This is a genomic window from Clostridium gasigenes (assembly GCF_900104115.1).
Taxonomy (GTDB): Bacteria; Bacillota; Clostridia; order Clostridiales; family Clostridiaceae; genus Clostridium; species Clostridium gasigenes.
The window spans coordinates 31,116-51,088 of sequence record NZ_FNJM01000006.1 but is presented as its reverse complement, the minus strand read 5'-3'; the positions used below and the strand labels follow the sequence as shown (position 1 = coordinate 51,088).

At 31.5% G+C, this 19,973-nt stretch carries 16 protein-coding genes; 4 read left to right on the top strand and 12 right to left on the bottom strand.

Annotation, left to right across the window (positions count from 1 at the left end; translation table 11 throughout):
* Nucleotides 1-36: 36 nt before the first annotated feature.
* Nucleotides 37-1,104, bottom strand: coding sequence for an AI-2E family transporter (locus BLS77_RS11385; RefSeq protein ID WP_089969674.1), 1,068 nt, complete (start codon nt 1,102-1,104; stop codon nt 37-39).
* 252 nt (nt 1,105-1,356) lie between these two features.
* Between BLS77_RS11385 and BLS77_RS11380 the strand changes: the two genes are divergently transcribed.
* Nucleotides 1,357-2,742, top strand: a complete 1,386-nt coding sequence (locus BLS77_RS11380) for a YjiH family protein (protein ID WP_089969671.1) — start codon at nt 1,357-1,359, stop codon at nt 2,740-2,742.
* Nucleotides 2,743-2,845: 103 nt separating this feature from the next.
* Here BLS77_RS11380 and BLS77_RS11375 read toward each other — a convergent pair whose 3' ends face one another.
* The 4 genes from BLS77_RS11375 to BLS77_RS11360 are packed head-to-tail and all read right to left on the bottom strand — an operon-like array spanning nt 2,846 to nt 6,305.
* Nucleotides 2,846-3,478, bottom strand: a complete 633-nt coding sequence (locus BLS77_RS11375; protein WP_089969668.1) for a YczE/YyaS/YitT family protein — start codon at nt 3,476-3,478, stop codon at nt 2,846-2,848.
* Nucleotides 3,479-3,534: 56 nt separating this feature from the next.
* Entirely contained in the window at nt 3,535-3,942 is a 408-nt protein-coding gene (locus BLS77_RS11370; RefSeq protein ID WP_089969665.1) for an acyl-CoA thioesterase, read from the bottom strand.
* A 50-nt stretch (nt 3,943-3,992) separates the two neighbouring features.
* Nucleotides 3,993-5,693, bottom strand: coding sequence for an ABC-ATPase domain-containing protein (locus BLS77_RS11365; RefSeq protein ID WP_089969662.1), 1,701 nt, complete (start codon nt 5,691-5,693; stop codon nt 3,993-3,995).
* A 15-nt stretch (nt 5,694-5,708) separates the two neighbouring features.
* A complete protein-coding gene (locus BLS77_RS11360) occupies nt 5,709-6,305 on the bottom strand; it encodes a DUF1836 domain-containing protein (protein WP_089969658.1) in 597 nt (198 codons plus the stop codon).
* A 216-nt stretch (nt 6,306-6,521) separates the two neighbouring features.
* Here BLS77_RS11360 and trhA point away from each other — a divergent pair, with 216 nt between their 5' ends.
* Nucleotides 6,522-7,169, top strand: a complete 648-nt coding sequence (gene trhA, locus BLS77_RS11355; protein ID WP_089969654.1) for a PAQR family membrane homeostasis protein TrhA — start codon at nt 6,522-6,524, stop codon at nt 7,167-7,169.
* A 369-nt stretch (nt 7,170-7,538) separates the two neighbouring features.
* Nucleotides 7,539-9,533, top strand: coding sequence for a methyl-accepting chemotaxis protein (locus tag BLS77_RS11350; RefSeq protein ID WP_089969651.1), 1,995 nt, complete (start codon nt 7,539-7,541; stop codon nt 9,531-9,533).
* Nucleotides 9,534-9,608: 75 nt separating this feature from the next.
* Here BLS77_RS11350 and BLS77_RS11345 read toward each other — a convergent pair whose 3' ends face one another.
* The 7 genes from BLS77_RS11345 to BLS77_RS11315 all read right to left on the bottom strand — a co-directional run bounded on the left by BLS77_RS11345 (nt 9,609) and on the right by BLS77_RS11315 (nt 17,848).
* Entirely contained in the window at nt 9,609-11,333 is a 1,725-nt protein-coding gene (locus BLS77_RS11345) for an ABC transporter ATP-binding protein (protein WP_089969648.1), read from the bottom strand.
* 17 nt (nt 11,334-11,350) lie between these two features.
* Nucleotides 11,351-12,136, bottom strand: a complete 786-nt coding sequence (locus BLS77_RS11340; RefSeq protein WP_089969644.1) for an ABC transporter ATP-binding protein — start codon at nt 12,134-12,136, stop codon at nt 11,351-11,353.
* A 13-nt stretch (nt 12,137-12,149) separates the two neighbouring features.
* A complete protein-coding gene (locus tag BLS77_RS11335) occupies nt 12,150-13,163 on the bottom strand; it encodes a FecCD family ABC transporter permease (RefSeq protein ID WP_089969641.1) in 1,014 nt (337 codons plus the stop codon).
* Complete coding sequence (locus BLS77_RS11330) at nt 13,160-14,191, bottom strand: FecCD family ABC transporter permease (RefSeq protein ID WP_089969637.1); 1,032 nt, start codon at nt 14,189-14,191, stop codon at nt 13,160-13,162. Before BLS77_RS11330 ends, BLS77_RS11335 begins: the two co-directional genes overlap by 4 nt.
* 11 nt (nt 14,192-14,202) lie before the next feature.
* Entirely contained in the window at nt 14,203-15,174 is a 972-nt protein-coding gene (locus BLS77_RS11325; RefSeq protein WP_089969634.1) for an ABC transporter substrate-binding protein, read from the bottom strand.
* 86 nt (nt 15,175-15,260) lie between these two features.
* A complete protein-coding gene (locus tag BLS77_RS11320) occupies nt 15,261-16,190 on the bottom strand; it encodes an ABC transporter substrate-binding protein (protein ID WP_207721039.1) in 930 nt (309 codons plus the stop codon).
* Between the two features lie 347 nt (nt 16,191-16,537).
* Complete coding sequence (locus BLS77_RS11315; protein ID WP_089969627.1) at nt 16,538-17,848, bottom strand: sodium-dependent transporter; 1,311 nt, start codon at nt 17,846-17,848, stop codon at nt 16,538-16,540.
* A gap of 454 nt (nt 17,849-18,302) precedes the next feature.
* Here BLS77_RS11315 and BLS77_RS11310 point away from each other — a divergent pair, with 454 nt between their 5' ends.
* Nucleotides 18,303-19,886, top strand: coding sequence for an ABC-F family ATP-binding cassette domain-containing protein (locus tag BLS77_RS11310; protein WP_089969624.1), 1,584 nt, complete (start codon nt 18,303-18,305; stop codon nt 19,884-19,886).
* The last annotated feature ends 87 nt before the right edge of the window (nt 19,887-19,973 follow it).

Sequence of the window (19,973 nt, the reverse complement as noted above, 5' to 3'; positions counted from 1 at the left end):
TCTTTTAGTTTTTTAACTATTATTTTTTCTCAATTCCTAACTAGTTTTTTTAGGGATTGCTTTCAGTATATAAGGTTTAAAGTTTCTATAAAAAACTTTAATTAAAGCATATATTGGAACAACTACAAATGCTCCTATTGGGCCTATTAAAGTTGCAGCTCCAACAACTAAGAATATATCTGTTATAGGATGTATTTTCATAGCTCTCCCCATTATTAATGGAACTACAAGTCTTCCTTTTAATGTTTGTGCTACTAAAAATAATACTGATAATTTAATAACCATTGGCATTCCCATACTTATAGCTAAAGCAAATGGTATTATCATAGATATTAAAAAACCTATAAAAGGTATAAAAGCTAATATAAAGGTAATAGATGCTAAAAATATAGGACTAGTCATTCCTATTACCCTATACCCAATGTAAACCATGATTGCTAGGGATACAGCTACAGTTGCTTGACCTAATATATATGAGGATAAAACATTATTGCTTTGACCTAAGGTTTTATCCATTGTATTTTTGTATTTATTTGGTGTGTATTTTAAAATAAGATCTTCAACCTTATCTCCATCCTTAAGAAGATAAAATAATATTAATATTACTAATAATATATCAGAAAACATCTGCATTCCTTTATTAAATATTTGTCTTCCACTTACAATTATTAATCCTATATATTTTTCTAAGTGTCCTACAAACCTTCCATAATAATCTACATTATTAAAATCCGAATTAAACATTTTATTTATTTGCTCTACTATTCCTCTTTCCTTAGCTATTCTTAAAAATAAATCCTTAAGTATTATAAATTGTTGTATAAAGTAATCACCAAAGTATTTTACAACTCCAGTCATTATAAAGAAAAAAATAATCATAGTTAGCATTGCAGCTTTTCCTTTTTTCATCTTTTTCTTTCTAAATAAAGTGTTTAACGGTTTTAATATATAAAATAAAAACACTCCAAATACAATTGGTACAACAACAATACTAAATATAACATCTATAAAACTCAAAACAATTTCAAACTTACCTATAAGCATTATTAATATAACTGCTAAATTTGCAATTAATAAATATTGAATAACCTTCTTTTTATCCATAATAGCCCACCTCCTTTGTATAGCTTATCCTTAGTCTGTCCTTTTAATCTAATTTTATAATTAAATTTTTAATTATATTTATTTGAATTTTTATAGAAATCCCTTTAAAATAGCTACTTAAGAAATTATTTGAATTTTCTATCTTAAATTTAAAATAAATTATACAAAATATACTCTTGATTATTATTTTATTTGTATTAAAATAAGTATTATTGTATAAATATTAATTTTAATGTATAAAAGGAGCACATAATGAACTATTCTGTAGAAACGCAAGATAAAGAAGCTGTAAAAATACAAGCTTCATTTAAAAATAATCTAAAATTTATAATACCTTCGATAATAGGTGTTTTATTATTTATGATTCCTATTAAATTTGAGGGAAACATTACAATTCCTATAGCTATACTATCTGGCAAATTAGCACATTTATTAGGTCCGAGCTTACCTTATATAATAAGTTCCGCTATTTGCATCTCTGCCTTAGGCAGTATAATCACTGTAATTTTTAAGCCAAAATTTATTCTAAAAAACGAATTTTTAAATACTCTTTTCAACCTTAAACCAACATGGTTTATAGCTAGAGTATCTGGCTCTATTTTCTGTCTTTTTGTTTTAACAGGTATAGGACCAGAATTTATATTAAGTAAGTCTACTGGAGGATTTGTATTAAATAGTCTTTTAAATATACTTTTCTCCATATTCTTCTTTGCAGGATTATTTTTGCCACTATTACTTAACTTTGGATTATTAGAATTCTTCGGGGCTATTTTAACAAAAATTATGAGACCTTTATTTAAACTTCCAGGACGTTCATCTATAGATTGTATTACATCTTGGCTTGGCGATGGAACTTTAGGTATTATGTTAACTAGCAAGCAATATGAGGAAGGCTTCTACTCAAGACGAGAAGCATCAATAATTAGTACAACATTCTCAGCGGTATCAATTACTTTTAGTTTAATAGTTGTAAGCCAAGTGGGTTTGTCTCATATGTTTATACCATTTTATTTAACAGTGACATTTTCTGGAATTGTAGCTGCAATAATTATTCCAAGAATTGCACCACTTTCAAAGATACCTGATACTTATTATAATAATCAGCCAAATAAAGATTCTGAGGAAATTCCTGAAGGTTACACCTCATTATCATGGGGATATAACAAAGCTTTAAATAAAGCTGCCACTAATGTAAGTGTATCTAAGTTCTTTAAAGATGGATTCGCAAATGTTATTGATATGTGGCTTGGAGTTCTCCCTGTTGTTATGGCTCTTGCAACAAGTGCACTCGTAATTGCAGAGTTTACTCCAATATTTAAAATACTTGGTTTACCATTTGTACCACTACTAATGTTATTACAAGTTCCAGAAGCTGTAGCAGCTTCCCAAACAATAGTAGTAGGCTTTGCAGATATGCTATTACCATCAGTATTAGCTGCTAACACAATAACAAGTGAAATGACTAAATTTATAGTAGCCTGTACATCGGTTGCTCAGCTAATATACATGTCAGAAGTAGGTGGTGTTTTACTCGGATCAAAAATTCCTATATCCATAAAACAGCTATTAATAATATTCTTAGAAAGAACACTTATAACATTACCGGTTATAGTCTTAATAGCAAACTTACTATTCTAAGGTTCTTGAAAAAATAATATACTAGCAAATTGCATATTATTTTTTTCAGCGACCTAACATTAAAGGGGGCATAAGTTTTAAAACTTATGCCCCCTTTTATCTTTTAAAAATTAATACTCTCAATTAATGATTTATGATTAACTTTTATTGCATCAAATTTAAATAATTTAAACATTGATTGCATGCTATAACCAAGTGCTATTGCACTTATTAGTGTACCAACACCTACATTTCCACCTAATATATATCCAAGTATTAAAACTGTTACTTCTATACTTGTTCTAACATATTTAATTGGTTTCTTTACTTTTTTACTAAGCCCAATCATAACACCATCTCTTGGCCCACAACCTAGCCCGCATCCTATATATAAATAACATCCAAATCCCATAACTAGCATTCCAATTATCATCATAATAATACCGCTTATAATATTTGTAGCTACTGGTATAATATTCATAGCCATAATTACATCTATAAGTTTTCCAACTATTATCATATTTAATATTGTACCTAATCCTAATTTTTGCCCAAGCATCATTCCTATAATAACAAAAACAATACTAACTATTATGCTTGCTTGTCCTATAGTGACTCCTACCACGTTTGAAACTCCTTGATGAAAAACATCCCATGGTGATAGTCCTAAATTCGAATTTAACATTATTGTTGTTGAACTTGCGCAAAAAACGAATCCTACAAATAATCTTATTAAAATTAATATTTTATTTTTCATTTTGTTTTTTCCCTCATTTGTTATAACACATACTTAAATGCATATATTTTTTTATTTTATTTCCCAGTAAATTTATTCCATACATCTATATTTGTTTTCTCTAAGCTAATTATCTTAAAGGTTTTACTATCTACAAATGTTTGAAGAGTACTTCCCTTAGCTAAAATTTTATTATCTACTTCTCTTCTTACAATATATTTTATTTTAACTTTTATAGAGGTTATTTCATCAATGGAAGCTTCTACAATTAAGTCATCATCATATTTAGCAGCATCCATATATCTGCATTGTGTTTCTACAAGTGGCATCATAAGCCCACTTTCTTCAATCTCTCTATACGAAATTCCAAACTCCTTAATTAAATCTTCTCTTGCAACCTCAAAATATATATAATAATTAGCATGATGAACTATTGCCATAGCATCTGTTTCTGCATATCTCACTTTAATTTTTGTTAAACTCATTTCGCTTCCCCTCTCATATTTATTATCTTATAATTACTCAACAAACCCAATTATATCTTTAATTTTCTATATCTATTATAGGCAGCCATTAGTTCTTGCTTTCTTGGCATTGCTAAACTTCCTGTTCCACCTTTTACATTATCTAAAGACATCAATCCACCTTTGCAAACTTCAGCTATAATTTTATCGCTAATATCTTTAAGTATTAATTCTTTACCCATAAGATTTTTTTCTGCCCATTTCATCATTGATCCTATTGCATTAAGCTGCTCTATATCCACTATTTGTTCAACTGCTCTTAAGTTAATATCTTCTCTATTAATGCTTATTGTATCTACGCCTATAGTTTTAATCTTAATTCCTTTTGGACCCTCTTCTATAGATCCTCTTTTTACTACTCTATTAAAATTAATATCTATTTTTAATTTTCTATTTTTAATTCTTTCTAAAATATGTCCTTTACTTAATTCCTTCGCTTCTTTTGTAACATCTTTTGTCTGATAGTTATCCATTTGAATTACACAATCTGCTATATCAAAGAAATCTCCTGAGCTTCCTACTACTATTATAGTTGAAATATCCATTTGCTCATAAATTGGTTTAACTATTTCAATAAATGGTGTAATAGGCTCCTTTTCTTTAGATACTAATTTTTGCATTAAGTCATCTCTCATCATAAAATTAGTAGCTGAAGTATCTTCATCAATTAGGAATAACTTAGCTCCACTTTCTATGCCTTCAACTATGTTTGCAGCCTGTGATGTACTTCCACTTGCATTTTCTGTACAAAATCCTCTAGTATCTTTCCCATTTGGAAGATTACTTATAAATAGTGATATATCTGTTTTAGTTATACATCTGCTATCTTCTGCTCTTACTTTTAATGCTGAATCATCTGTTATAACAAATTCTCTTCCATCACCTTCAATATGATTATACACACCAAGTTCTAAAGCTTTAAGCAATGTTGATTTACCATGGTATCCACCACCAACTATTAGTGTTATACCTTTTTTAATACCCATCCCTTTAATTATTCCCCTACTAGGTGTATTAAATTCTACTTCTAAATTTTGTGGTGATAAAAATACTTTCCCAACTTTTAATGCTTTTGTAGAAACTCCACTTTCCCTTGGTAACATAGATCCATTGGCAACAAATGAAACTAAACCCTTACTACTTAATTCACGTCTTATAAATTCTTGATCTTCTACAAGCTTAACTCTATTTATTAACTCCTCTTTATTTATATTTTTATGTATTAAAGTTTTATCTACTATACTTGGAATGACATTGTATAATATTTTTTCCAATTCCTTTGATAAAACACTTCTTCCCCTTGCTGGGAACCCAACATAAAACCTTGCTTCTATTTTACTATTATCTATAATAACAGAAGTTCTTTCTAATATTTCTTGTGGACATTTACTTATAGATATTAAACCACTTTTACCTGACCCAAAGGCCTTTTCTCCACATTTGTTTACATTAGAATAAAATTGTCTTGTTAAGTAATCTGCTACTGCAATGTTTTTATGTTTATTATTAAAAAGTTCACTTGGAAAACCTGCAAACTTTTGATTCACTATTACCCTAACTCTTGATGGAGATGCAAAAGGATCACCTTGAACATGATCTATACTAAGAGTATAGTTTCCAAAATCATATTGACCTTCTAATTCCTTATATAATCTATAACTTTTGCCATCTATTCTATCTAAATCTTTTTTTAATATTTCTGAATTCTTCATCTTAATCACCTTCCTTTACTTATGCTTCTCTACTAATTTACTAAAGTAATCATCCACAAGCTTTTCACTAATTCTTCTATACATATTGCTCATATTTACCATTGAACATAAAAGTAAAAAGTTTCTATCAAAATCTGTTGTTGTCCCATCCTTTTCATTTATTTTTTCTTCAATTGCATCTGCTTTTTCACTTAATGATATTTCAACATCAACTAAATCATCCTTATATTGCGCTAAGTAACATTCATATACATCTCTTAATTTATACTTTTCTTCACTTTCATTACTCTCAACTATTTTGCTTACTGAACTTTTTATATCATTTATTGAAAGTGAGCCCTTTAAGTTATATATAATACTCATTAATATAAGATGCTCTTTACTATACTTTTTATTATTTACAGACATTAACAACTTAGCTTTAGAATAATTATTAATCATTGTCTTTGTTAACACCTTGTCTTCTTCTGTTCTCTTGGCCGATCCTAAATTACTTTCAAATAATTGTATTACCTGATCCATATATAAATCTATTTCTGGTATATCTTCTAATGTTATTTGTTCTTCTAATTTTAATTCTTGAAATTTTGCTATTAATTCTTCTTTATACATAATTGCCTCCACGTAGTTTTGATAACTATTTGTTATCGCCTATATATTAATAATAATAGTATATGCTAGATATTTCAAGTAAAACTATTAAAAACATCAATATTTTACTTAAAACTGCTTTATATAGACTTTGACTATCTGCATTCATTAGCAGATAATATGAGTATAACAAAACATAGTTACCATAACTACATGGTGACGTAAGGGGTGTAAATTTTGAATAAATTTTTTAGAGAACCAGTAAATAGTATAACTCATTGGATTGGTGCAATACTTGCAGTTTTTGCTCTTGTTGTAATGTTAATCAAAGGAATTTCAAATGATGTTTCTACAAAAGGCTTAGTATCCGTTATTATATTTGGTGTTAGCATGATACTTTTATATACTGTATCAGCCACTTATCACTCTGTTATTTCCACAGATAAAGTTATTAAAGGTTTTAGAAGATTAGACCATTCTATGATTTTTATACTTATTGCAGGTTCTTATGCTCCTTTTTGTCTAATAGGACTTGGTAACCGAACAGGAAATATATTCTTTACAGTAATGGTCTGTGTTGCAATTGCAGGTGTAATATTTAAGATGTGTTGGTTTGACTGCCCAAGATGGCTTCAAACAGCTTTGTATATAGCGATGGGTTGGAGTGCAGTTTTCGTAATAAAACCATTATCATTAGCACTAAGCCCAGCACCTGTAATATGGCTAGTAGTTGGTGGTGTGCTTTATACCATTGGTGGTGTTTTATATGGTTTAAAACCAAAGAAACTTCAATTTGGAGCATTTGGATTCCATGAGATTTTCCACATATTCATTATACTAGGTAGTTTAAGTCACTTTATATGTGTTTACACATATTTCTTATAATTCTAGTCATTTATAAATCAAAAACAGAAGGTGTATAATTCATACTCCTTCTGTTTTTTTATACCTATTTTCTTAAATTGCTCTCTAACAATCAATGATTTTACCATAATATTATTATAACATTTCATTATTGAAAGATAACTTTAATTTCTGTATTACATCTTAAACAATCCATAATTTCTCCTTAATCGCATTAATTTTATTTCAACATATTTCTTATATATAAATAATAACATAAATTTACAATATTCTAAATTGTTCTTATAGTAAAAAAATACATATTACTTTCTCTATTAAGTAGCTTAATTATTTATACGATAATATTAGTATCTAAATTTAATACTAAAACTTAAAAGGGAGGAATTAAAATTGAAATTAAAATCTAAATTCATTGCGCTTTTTACTATTTTTGCATTACTTCCATTAATACTATTTGGAGTTATAAGTAACTATATGGTTAAAACTAATACTTTTGAGGATTCTACTGAACAATTAGAAAGCATTACTACAACTACTAGTAATAGTATAGGTGATGTCATTGACCTCTTAAAAAATATAAGTACTGATATTTCGCTAAGAGATGATGTTACCAAATATCTTACTACTATTAATGCCAAGGGCTCTTCTCCTGAGGAGAAAGAGAAAATAACTACTAGATTTAAGTCTGATATTGAACGTTTTTCTGACTTGGAAACACTTTTAGTTTTAGATAAAAATGGTACTGTTATTATTGACTCGCTTGAAAGTTTAGTTGGTAAAGACTTATCCACGATGGATTATTATAAATCTTTAAAAGAAGCTAAAAAGATCCAAGTTTCAAAAGTGAAAAAAAGTATAGGTTCTGGTAATCCTATTAGTGTTATAGCTGTTCCTATAATAAAAAATAATGAATTACAGGGAACTTTATTATCTACTATAAATTTAACTTCCATATCAAACTCTTATATTAAGGATGTGAAAATAGGAACTAATGGTTCTGTATTTATAGTGCAAGATGATGGAACTATGATAGCACATCCTAATAACGATGAAATTTTAAATCAAAATTTTCTTAAAATAGATGAATCTACTGAAGTTTTTAAAAACCTTAACGGATTAACTAAGTACACTTATGATGGTGTTACTAAAGAGATGTCTTATAAAACTGATCCAAATCTTGGATGGACATACATATCTACACTACCTATGGATGAACTTACAGCCACTAGTGATTCAATTACAAAAACTATGCTTATTATAATTTTCATAGTTACTATAGTAGTTTTATTACTTGCATTAATTATATCAAAAGGAATTGCTGCTCCTATATTAAATGTTTCAAATGCTATGAACCATGTATCCAAAGGAGATTTCACAGTTTTACTTGATATTAAAGGTAATGATGAAATTGCTCTAATGTCTTCACATGTTAATACAACTTTAGAAAGCTTAAGAAACACAATAAAAGGAGTTAAAGATACTTCCTTAATTGTATCTGAAGATTCTTCAAACTTGAAAAATAGTGCTCTTCAAATGTCTACTTCAGCTAGTGAGGTTGCATCGGCTATTCAAGATGTAGCAAAAGGTACTACTGATCAAGCTTCAGAACTTATGGATATAATGTCAATTTTAGATGACTTCAATAATGATATTAAAACTGTTGAGTCTAATCTTTTAAACGTAACTACAAAGGCCAATGAGTCTCAAAATAAAGCTATTCTAGGTAAAGATTCTATAGATTTATTAAAAACTTCTATTACAACACTTGCTGAGTCCTTTGACACAGTGGTTGTAAAGATTTCAGATCTTTCTAGTACAGTTTCTCAAATTGGAAGTATTACTGATGTTATAAATTCAATTTCTGAACAAACAAATCTCCTTGCACTTAATGCTGCTATAGAAGCTGCAAGAGCTGGAGAACAAGGCCGAGGTTTTGCAGTAGTTGCTGATGAAGTCAGAAACCTTGCTGAAGAATCTAAAAGTTCTTCCGTGAAAATATTAAGCCTTATAAAATCTATTTCTAAAGAAACTACCGATGTTATAGATACTACTAAAAGTGTTAGAGATCTATTAACTAACCAAGAAGAAATTACAACAAATACTTTCCAAGCTTTTGAAAACATAATTTCTTCAATTAATGATATTACACCTTTAATGACACAAACTAAAAATTCTTTAGATAACGCTAATAACTCTAATAGTATAATAAACGATAAACTTCATGGAGTTTCAGCCGTTTCTGAAGAGGTTTCAGCTTCTGCTGAGGAAATCGCAGCGGCTTCTGAGGAACTAATGGCTTCTAGTGATGAATTAGCCTTATTAGCTGAAAATATGGATAATGTATCTATATCTCTAACTGATAAAATAAACATATTTAAAATATAATATTTAAATTTTAAATACTATAAAGGGATGCAACAAATGTTTGCATCCCTTTAATTAGTTTCAAGTTATCCATGGTTATGAATCTTGCATAGAATACAAATCAGCATAAGAACCGCCTTTTTTCAAAAGTTCATCATGAGTCCCCTGCTCGGCGATACCGGTTCCATCCAGAACTACAATCTTATCTGCTGAATAGATTGTGGATAGTCTATGAGCAATAACCAGTGTTGTGCGCCCTTTAAACAAGTATTCTAAAGATTTCTGAATTTCCATTTCTGTTTTGCTATCCAACGAAGATGTTGCTTCATCCAAAATCAGAATAGGAGCGTTTCGTAGTAAAGCTCGTGCAATAGAAATCCTTTGTTTCTGTCCTCCAGATAGGCGAACTCCACGCTCTCCAATAATGGTTTCATAACCATTCTCCAATGTTTCTATAAATCCATGGGCATTGGCTGCTTTAGATGCTTCTATTACCTCTTTACGTGATGCATTTTTACAGCTGTAAGCAATATTATCGTATACTGTGCTGTTGAATAGAAAAGTATCTTGAAGCACCATGCTTACATTTTCACGTAGACTTTTAAGAGATACGTCTCTAATATTGATGCCATCTACTCTTATTTCACCTTCTATAGGATCATAAAAACGGTTTAGCAAGCTAGCAATTGTAGTTTTTCCTACTCCTGTTGTACCTACCAGCGCCACCGTCTGACCTGGCTTGATTTTTAGATTGAGTCCACTAAGCACTGGTAAAACAGGGTTATAATGAAATGTCAAGTTGCAAAATTCCACTGCGCCTTTTACATTATTTAATTCTATTGGGTTCAACTTTTCCTGTACACTAGAAACCTCATCTATAACCTCGAATACCCGTTCACAGCCAGCAATAGCATTGTTTAGGTTTTCGTTAACTGTAGACAAGTTAGTAATTGGTTGATAAAACAGTGTAAGATACATAATAAATCCTACTATATCTGCGATAGAAACCTCCCCTATAGAGTTAAGATATCCTCCGTAAATAATAACCGCTACAGAACCTATCGAGCTAAGAAACACAATAGAAGGATGAAAAAGTTCACCCATTTTTGTAGCATTAAGAAAAGCATTAGTTTGTCGACGTGCAAGCTTCGCAATTTTTTTTGTTTCATAATCCTGTTGATTGAATACCTGTATCTCTTTCATTCCTGAAAGATTATCATGAAGGGCACCACTTAAGTCTCCAAGTGCCTCTTGATTCAGACGCCATTGAGGAAGAACGTATTTAGAATATCCAACATTAGCAGCCATCAAAAATGGAATGGCAATTATACTGATAAAAGCCAATTTAACATTAATTAAAAAAAGAATTATAGCAACGCTTAGAAAAGTTAACGCATTAACTATCAAATCAGGTATAGCATGCGCAATTAAAAGTTCAGTATTAACCACATCGTTCATTATGCGACTAGCTAAATTACCTGTCTGCTTATCATTATAATATTCCATGGAAAGATGTTGCATTTTGTTATACAAATCTGTACGCAAATCTGCAACATAGTGATATGCAGCATAGTGAGTGAAATACCCTCTAGTAAAAGAACAAACCCACATCATAACGTATGTTGCAAGCAATGTTAGTCCCATTCCAAGTGATTTAGACGCAATTTCTGAATCTCCGTTGGTAGCAAGAGCCGTAAGCTCTCGAATTACCCAAGGAGAATAAAGTTGAAGTAGTGTAGATATAATTACAGAAATCATGCCGACAAAGATATAAATCCAATATTTTTTCGCACCTTTCAGAACTCTTAGACAAACATTCAAAAGATAACCTCCTTCCCTTATTTTAGTAAGTTATATGTAATACATACCGGTCTTTTCGTAATGGGTTCATTAATAATTTGCGCATCTATAGTGAATACTTCCTTTAGCACAGGAACAGTCATAACCTCTTCTGGAGTTCCTTCCTTTATTATTTCACCATCTCTAATTGCAATCATATAATCGGAAAAACGCGCCGCAAGATTTAAATCATGCAGAACCATTACAATTGTACAACCTTGATTTTTGTTTAAAGAATATAGAAGCTCTAATACCTCTAATTGATGTGAAAGATCAAGGTAGGTTGTTGGTTCATCCAGAAGGATCAAATCTGTCTGCTGTGCAAGAGCCATGGCTATCCATACTCTCTGCCTCTGCCCCCCCGAAAGTGTATCTACTTCTCGATGTTCAAGCTTCGTAAGCTTTGTTATATCAATTGCCCATTTAACAATTTTATTATCCTCAACTGTAAGCCTTCCAAATCTTTTTTGATGAGGAAAGCGTCCATAAGCTACCAGTTCCTCCACTGTTAATCCACTAGGAGCTGTTGGTGTTTGAGGAAGCACAGCCATTGCTTGAGCAATAGCTTTTGTAGATAAGTTGTGAATATCTTCTCCATTCAAATAAATTAAGCCGTTTTTGGGTTTTAAGATTCGCCCCACAGCCTTTAACACCGTGGACTTACCACATCCGTTAGGACCTATAATAGATGTTATCTTCCCATGAGGAATATTCATATCTAACGCCTTTACAATCAATGCTTCATCGTAAGATATATCTAAATTATTTGTTACAATACTGTTCATCTCTATCCCCTCCCTAATTCGCTTTAGCCAGTAGGTAAAGAAAGTATGGAGTACTCAAAACGGTGATAATAATACCCGTTGGAATATCCTCACCTAAACTTACCGTACGAGTTATTGTATCTGCAGCTAGTACAACTAGTGACCCAATTAGTGCAGAAGCAGGTATAAGTACCCTATGATCAGGGCCAACTAGTTTACGTCCTAAGTGAGGACTAATCATTCCTACAAAGAAGAAATCCCCCCCCAGTGCCACGCTACCAGAAGACAACGCCACTGATGCTAGAGATAATCCTAAAAACTCCTTTTTCACCATAACTCCTAATCCAGTAGCAGTCTCATTTCCTAAATTCAATATATTTAGCATTCGTGATTTATAAAAAACATATAAAAATATTATCAGTATCCAAGGGAGCAATATCGCAATATATTTCCAATCAGTACCCCACAAGCTTCCAGCTTGCCACCTCTGAACAAACTCGAACTGTGTTCTATCAAGCTTAAGTGTCAACAGTAGTGATAGAGCTCCATATCCACTACTCATAGCAACTCCTGTCAGAATTAGTCCCGTTGGAGATATATTTTTACCCTTCCGATATGATAATATAAAAATCAGTAAAGCAGCACTTACCCCTCCAAGAAAGGACATTATAGGCAGCATAAATCTAGATGAATATCCCTTAACAGAAAACACTGCTACAAAAATTAGCATAAATAATCCAGATCCAGAACTAATTCCAAGAGTACCAGGGCTCGCCATATCATTTTTTAACAAGCTCTGCATAATACATCCAGATACCCCCATACCCATACCTACAAGTATAGAAAGCACGATGCGAGGCATACGAAACTGAAATACAATAAGGTTCTGTGCCTCAGTACCTCTACCTAAAAGCACATTTACTACTGCCTCCGGAGATAGATTCATTTTTCCAAAATTAATACTAAAAATCGATACAGTCACTATAAGTATAAAAAGAATTGATAGCGTAAACACTCCTTTCCCAAGGGTATACCTTTGCTTCTTCATTCAAATTCCCTCCTTTGCTTTCTCGAAAGATAAAGAAAGTATGGCACTCCTACAATAGCAAAGATAACGCCTAGGGGTGTTTCATAAGGTCGGTTAATTAGCCGACCAAGTAAGTCCGCTACAACCAAAAAACCAGCTCCATACAATGCAGATGCAGGAATAATATATCGATAATCTACACCTACCATATAACGCACTATATGAGGGACTATAAGACCAACAAAACCAACAGGACCAACCACTACTACGGAAAGTCCAGTAAGTACTAATACAATGAGAGTGGAAACTAATTTGACTCCCGTTGTATTAAGCCCAAGCCCTGCCGCAACTTCATCTCCAAGGCTAAGTACAGTGACTGAAGGCGAGATAATAATTGCCGCCACAGTCCCTATTAAAAACAAAGGGCTAATTGCAAGTAGTTCGCCCCATTTTGCACTAGCTGTACCGCCTGCTGTCCAATATGTTAACGCCTGTCCGATGTTATACTTAATTGCAACTGCAGAACTTAAGGCTGCGAAAAGCATAGATATAGACATCCCTGCCAAAACAAGTCGCTGGGGTGTCATACCTCTTTTGCCCATAGATGAAATTAAATACGTTAAACCAGTTGCTATTGCGGCTCCAAGACATGCAAAGAGCATAGTTTGACCATAATTATGTCCTGGTAAAAAAGCAAAACATAATGCCATTGCAAAAGTTGCTCCAGAGCTAATACCCATCACCCCAGAGTCCGCAAGGGGATTTCGAGTAGTTCCCTGCATAATTGCACCTGTTACTGCTAGACTTGCCCCTACAATCATATCTGCTACAGTACGCGGAAATCGTAGCGTTTGTATAATTTGATGTTCTGTGAGACTAGAGTCAAAGCTAAAAATTGCGCCCCACGCCACTGATAAATCCATTTGTGCAGCCCCGAATGAAATTGATGCTAAAGTTGCGATCACAAGGAGTACTACGCCGCCTATCATATACATGGTGAAGTTGAGACTCCCATTTTTTTTTGATTGTATAGAACTTATACTCTTCATTGTATCTCCTTTCAAAGTCCCTTATTACTGTTAGCTTCAATCAAAGCATTTGTAATATAATCCACTTGGGCATTTGATGAATAAATATCTGTATAATAGCTCAACCCAAATTCCATTTCAATTAATCGATTATTTTTAATTGCGGGAAGCGAATTCCATATTTCATTTTTAGTTAAATCCGCAACACCTTCATATACATTACGAATAATAAAATCGCCACAATACTCAGGGAGAACTTCAAAGGAAATTTCTTCTGCGAAAGAATCTTTATCAATAATATTTTTTTGAACTTTTTCTGGTGCATTAAGAGAAAGAGCATCGTATGCTACCATTCCTGTACCAAATTTTTTCCCCTTTACTCCCATACTTTTTTCATCACCTTCTAATACCGAGATTGTTAAATCTTTAAATCCATCTTCTTGTAATTTCTTTTTTGATGATTCAATATTGGAGTAATAATTTTCAATAACTTCCTTAGCTTCTTTTTCCTTGTTTAATACTTGTCCAATCAGTTTCACTCTTTCTTCTGTGGAAATATCTCCATATGGAACATAAACCGTAGGTGCAATCTTGGAAAGCTTTTCAACCTGTTCTTTATCTATAGTGATAATCAAATCAGGCTTTAAAAGCATAACCGCTTCAAGATCCCAACTTGCAAAGTGTCCTAAATCTTTAATGTCTTTAGTTATCTCCTGATATGCCGCACCATCATATACTTCAGACATACCAACTGGTTCAACGCCAAGGGATATAACATCTCCCATAAGATACTGTACAACAACCCTTTGTGGATTCGCAGTAACTTCTACATCTCCCAGTATGGTAGATATTGTACGATTTTCTGAAACGTCTTTCGACGAGTTTTCAACAGATACATCCTCATCTGACTTTGCAGTACCCGTGTTTGTGCAGCCTATTAGTCCAAATGCCAGAATTATTCCCACACACAATAAGTAAATTGGTTTTATTAATTTATTTTTCATTTTTTTCCTCCTAGATAAAAAATAGATTTTTTTGCACAACTGTTTTGTAAAATCAATTTTTTTAACATTTATAATTCTTCATAATATTAATTAGATTTAGAAACCGATAAGAATTTTTCCACAAAATAGTCTAGTTGAACATTTGCTGAATAAATATCCATATAATAAAACAACTTTTCATCAATTGGTATTATATGATTTTCTTTTACTGCAGGTATATTTTCCCAAACGCTATTTCCTTTAAGGCTATTTGGAATATCACTTGCAAAGATTATATAATCACCAGAATATTCAGGTAAAACTTCCAGTGAAATATCACGATACTGTTCACCATTAATGATTTCATTTTGTATAACATCTGGAGCCTTAAATCCTAACTTATTATAAATTAAATCACCTCCACGGCCCCATTTATCACCATAAACATAAATACTTCCACTTTCATCAGCACCCTCAAAAATACTTACCTTTTTATTTAAAATACCAGTTTTATCAAGTTTTTTCTTAGCATCTGCAAGCTTATAATTAAAATCTTTAATAAGCTTTTTAGCTTCTTCTTCTTTATTTACAACCTGCCCCAAAAATGTAATACGTTCCTCCATTGATAATTCTGTAAAGGGAACAAATACTGTAGGTGCTATCTTTGACATTTTTTCTACATCATCTTCAGATATAACAACAATCAAATCAGGTTTTTGAGCCATTACTGTTTCAGGTTCCAGTGATTCTATTAACGTAATATCTTTCACCTCTTCGTAAAAAGCAGATCCTTTAAATTCATACGGGGCTATACCTGCAACAGGTACTATCCCAAGTGCAACTAAGTCACCCTCAACATATGAGCTCACTACCCTTTGTGGATTTGCAGGAACTTCTACATCCCCCAATTTAGTAGATATAATGCGTGTTTTTGAAGCATCTTCAGATGACTTTGATGCTCTTGTAGTTGTGCATCCAGTTAGTCCGAATACTATAAGAACTCCTGCACATAACACAGAAATCAATTTAGTTTTCATTATACATATTTCCTCCTTTTATATAATTGAGCATTCATCGAAACCAGTTAGTTCCTACCGCTGCTCACTTTTGTTAGTTTAACTTTTTATAATTTACTTTCTGTAATCACGCTAAACTTGATTACTAATTCTGCTTCCCCTTATCGATATAGATTATCAGTATCAAGTGATAATGTCAATATTTTTCCTATTAAAGAAACCGATGGTTATGTATTTATAGTAAAGGATGATGAAATTATGCTAGCCACTCCTAGTAATTATGAAATCCTAAATAAAAATTTTTAATATTATAAAGGGATGCAACAAATGTTTGCATCCCTTTAATCATATCTAAAAATATATTTTTTTTATATTCCACCGTAAACTATTCCAAGCACTATAACTAAAATTGTTATAACTACAAATCCATATTTAGCAAATAAGTAGAATTTCTCCCCCATATTTTTCTCTGCTCCCATATTTATTTCTTCTAGTACTTTTCTTTTATCATACATGTAGTAAAATACTATAAATACAATTAATGCTGCTACTGGTGACACTACAATTGTAATAAAATCTGCGACCCCGTTAAATAAATTCATATTTAAACTTAATGGTATTGAAAATATAAATGATCCTACTGCTATTAATATAGTAGATTTTTTTCTGCTTAATTTTGTTTGTGCCATAAATGATTCTACCGGGCCCTCTAACATATTTATTGTTGAGCTTATTGATGCACATAATAAACTTATAAAGAATAATATCATTAGTATTTGTCCACCTGGTATTGCCTTGAATATAATTGGAATTGTTATAAATAATAATTCTGGTCCTGCTGATGGATCTAATCCAAAAGCAAATACCGCTGGCATTATAACAAATGCTGCAAGTAACGATGCTCCAATTCCGATTGTAGCAGTGCTAAAAGCTGCTCTTGGTATGTCTAAATCCTTCTTAATATAACTACCGTAAACAACCATTCCACATCCATTTAGTGATACTGTGAAAAACGCTTGACCAAGCGCCATTACCCAAGTGTTTACTTTAAATAAGTATTCCCATTGAGGCGTTAATAAATATTTAACTCCCCCCATTGCTCCAGGTAATGTTAATGATCTAATTGCTAGCAATATAAATATTACAAAAAGTAATGGCATTATAATTTTATTAATTTTTTCTATACCTTTAGAAACTCCCATACATACAATTATTACCGCTAGTCCTATAGCTAACATAGTCCAAAGTATAGTTTCAAAGCTACCTGAAAAACTATCAAAATAAGTTGATATATCTATTTTATTAATATCTCCACTTACACTTAAAGCTAAGTATTTAATTATCCATCCTACTACTATGTTATAAAATATAAATATTCCGGCGAGTCCTACTGCTGGAATAATTCCAACTAATGCTCCACCTTTTAATCCTTTATTTTTAAACCCATTCTTAATTCCAGTTAATGCTCCACCTTCTGCTGATCTACCAAATGCGAATTCTGTTATTAATCCTGCTGATCCTAACGTAAGTACAAAAATGAAGTATGGTATTAAAAATGCGCCTCCTCCATTTTGCCCTAACCTATAAGGAAACATCCATATGTTTCCAAGTCCTACTGCTGCTCCTATACAAGATATAATAAATCCTGTCCTACTTGTGAAATTTTCTCTTTTCTTCATATCCTACCATTCTCCTTTTTTTTTGAAGATTCCTAAAATAAATAAAACCGCATAGTTTTATACTATGCGGTTTAAAATCAAAAGACCTTAAAATATAAAAACCTCATAGAACTATCTATGTGGTAAATTGCTAAAAATTTGAGTATAGCAAAATTTCTTAACCATCATAGATACAAACCAAATTTGTTACTTGGCCCGTATCTATAATTATTTTTATAAATACAAAGCCTATCTATAATAGCTAAGATAATATGCGTTATTAACTTTTATTGCTTGAAAGTCAATTTTATTACTCATTTTAATTCTCCTAAATGTTATCTTTTAACAAATACTATCACTGCTTCTATACATTGTCAATTATATTTTCTTGTTTTTTCGACGCTTCCAATGAAAAGATATTAATTTTATGTTATAATAACGTAATAAATAAATTTAGAAATGAGGTCGTTTTTTAGTGATAAATGTATCAAATGTTAGTTTAAGATTTGGCGGACGTAAACTTTTCGAAGATGTTAACTTAAAGTTTATAGCAGGAAATTGTTATGGAGTTATTGGTGCTAACGGTGCTGGTAAATCAACATTTTTAAATATTCTTTCAGGTCAAATTGAACCCAATACTGGTGAGGTATCAATTGCTCCTAACGTTAGAATGTCTGTTTTAAAGCAAAATCATTTTGAATATGATGAATTTGAAGTTTTGCAAACAGTTATGATGGGAAATAAAAGATTATTTGAAATAATGGAACAAAAAGAAGCTTTATATGCAAAAGCTGATTTCTCAGATGAAGATGGTATAAGGGCATCTGAACTTGAGGGTGAATTTGCTGATATGAACGGATGGGAAGCTGAATCTGAAGCTTCATCATTACTTCAAGGGCTTGGAATTGCAACTGAGTTACATTCTAAAAAAGTTTCAGAACTTACTGGTGGAGAAAAGGTTAAGGTTCTTTTATCTCAAGCCTTATTTGGTAACCCAGGAATATTACTACTAGATGAGCCTACTAATCATTTAGACATTAAGTCTGTTAATTGGTTAAAAGACTTCTTAGGTAACTTTGAAGGTACTGTAATAGTTGTATCCCATGATAGACATTTCTTAAATGAAGTATGTACTCACATGGCTGACGTTGACTTTGGAAAAATCAAATTATACGTTGGTAACTATGACTTTTGGTATGAATCAAGCCAACTAGCACTTGCTATGTCAAAAGATCAAAACAAGAAAAAAGAAGAAAAAATTAAAGAATTACAAGACTTCGTTGCAAGATTTAGTGCTAATGCTTCAAAATCTAAGCAAGCGACTTCACGTAAAAAACTTTTAGAAAAAATTACTTTAGATGATATTCAACCATCAACTAGAAGATATCCATTTGTTGGATTTAAACCTGATAGAGAAGTTGGTAATGAAATATTAGCAGTCGAAGGCTTAACTAAGACAATTGACGGTGTTAAAGTTTTAGATAACGTAAGCTTCAGGGTTAACAAGGATGATAAAATAGCTTTCATTGCAGATAACGAAATTGCAATTTCAGCTTTATTTAAGATAATGGCAGGAGAAATGGAACCTGATGCTGGAGAAATTAAATGGGGTGTAACTATAGTTAAATCTTACTTCCCATTAGATAACAATGAATTCTTCGAAAATTGTAACTTAAGTCTTGTTGATTGGCTTAGACAATACTCAGAAGAAAAATCAGAAAGTTATATAAGAGGATTCTTAGGTAGAATGTTATTCTCCGGAGAAGACGCTTTAAAAGAAGCTAATGTATTATCAGGGGGAGAAAAGGTTAGATGTATGTTATCTAGAATGATGCTTTCAAATGCGAATGTATTAATAGTAGATCAACCTACAAACCATTTAGACCTTGAATCAATTACAGCAGTAAATAATGGTCTTAGAGATTATAAGAGTAATTTACTATTTGCATCTCACGATTACCAATTCATTCAAACAATATCAAATAGAATTATTGATATTAAGGCTGATGGTAGCATAGCAGATCAAGTTATGAGCTATGACGAATACTTATCTTTATAATTTAATTATTAAGTTATAAATAAAGAACCTATTAAAGAGAATGTGCATGTCACACCTTTCTTTAATAGGTTCCTTTTTTAGTTTGAT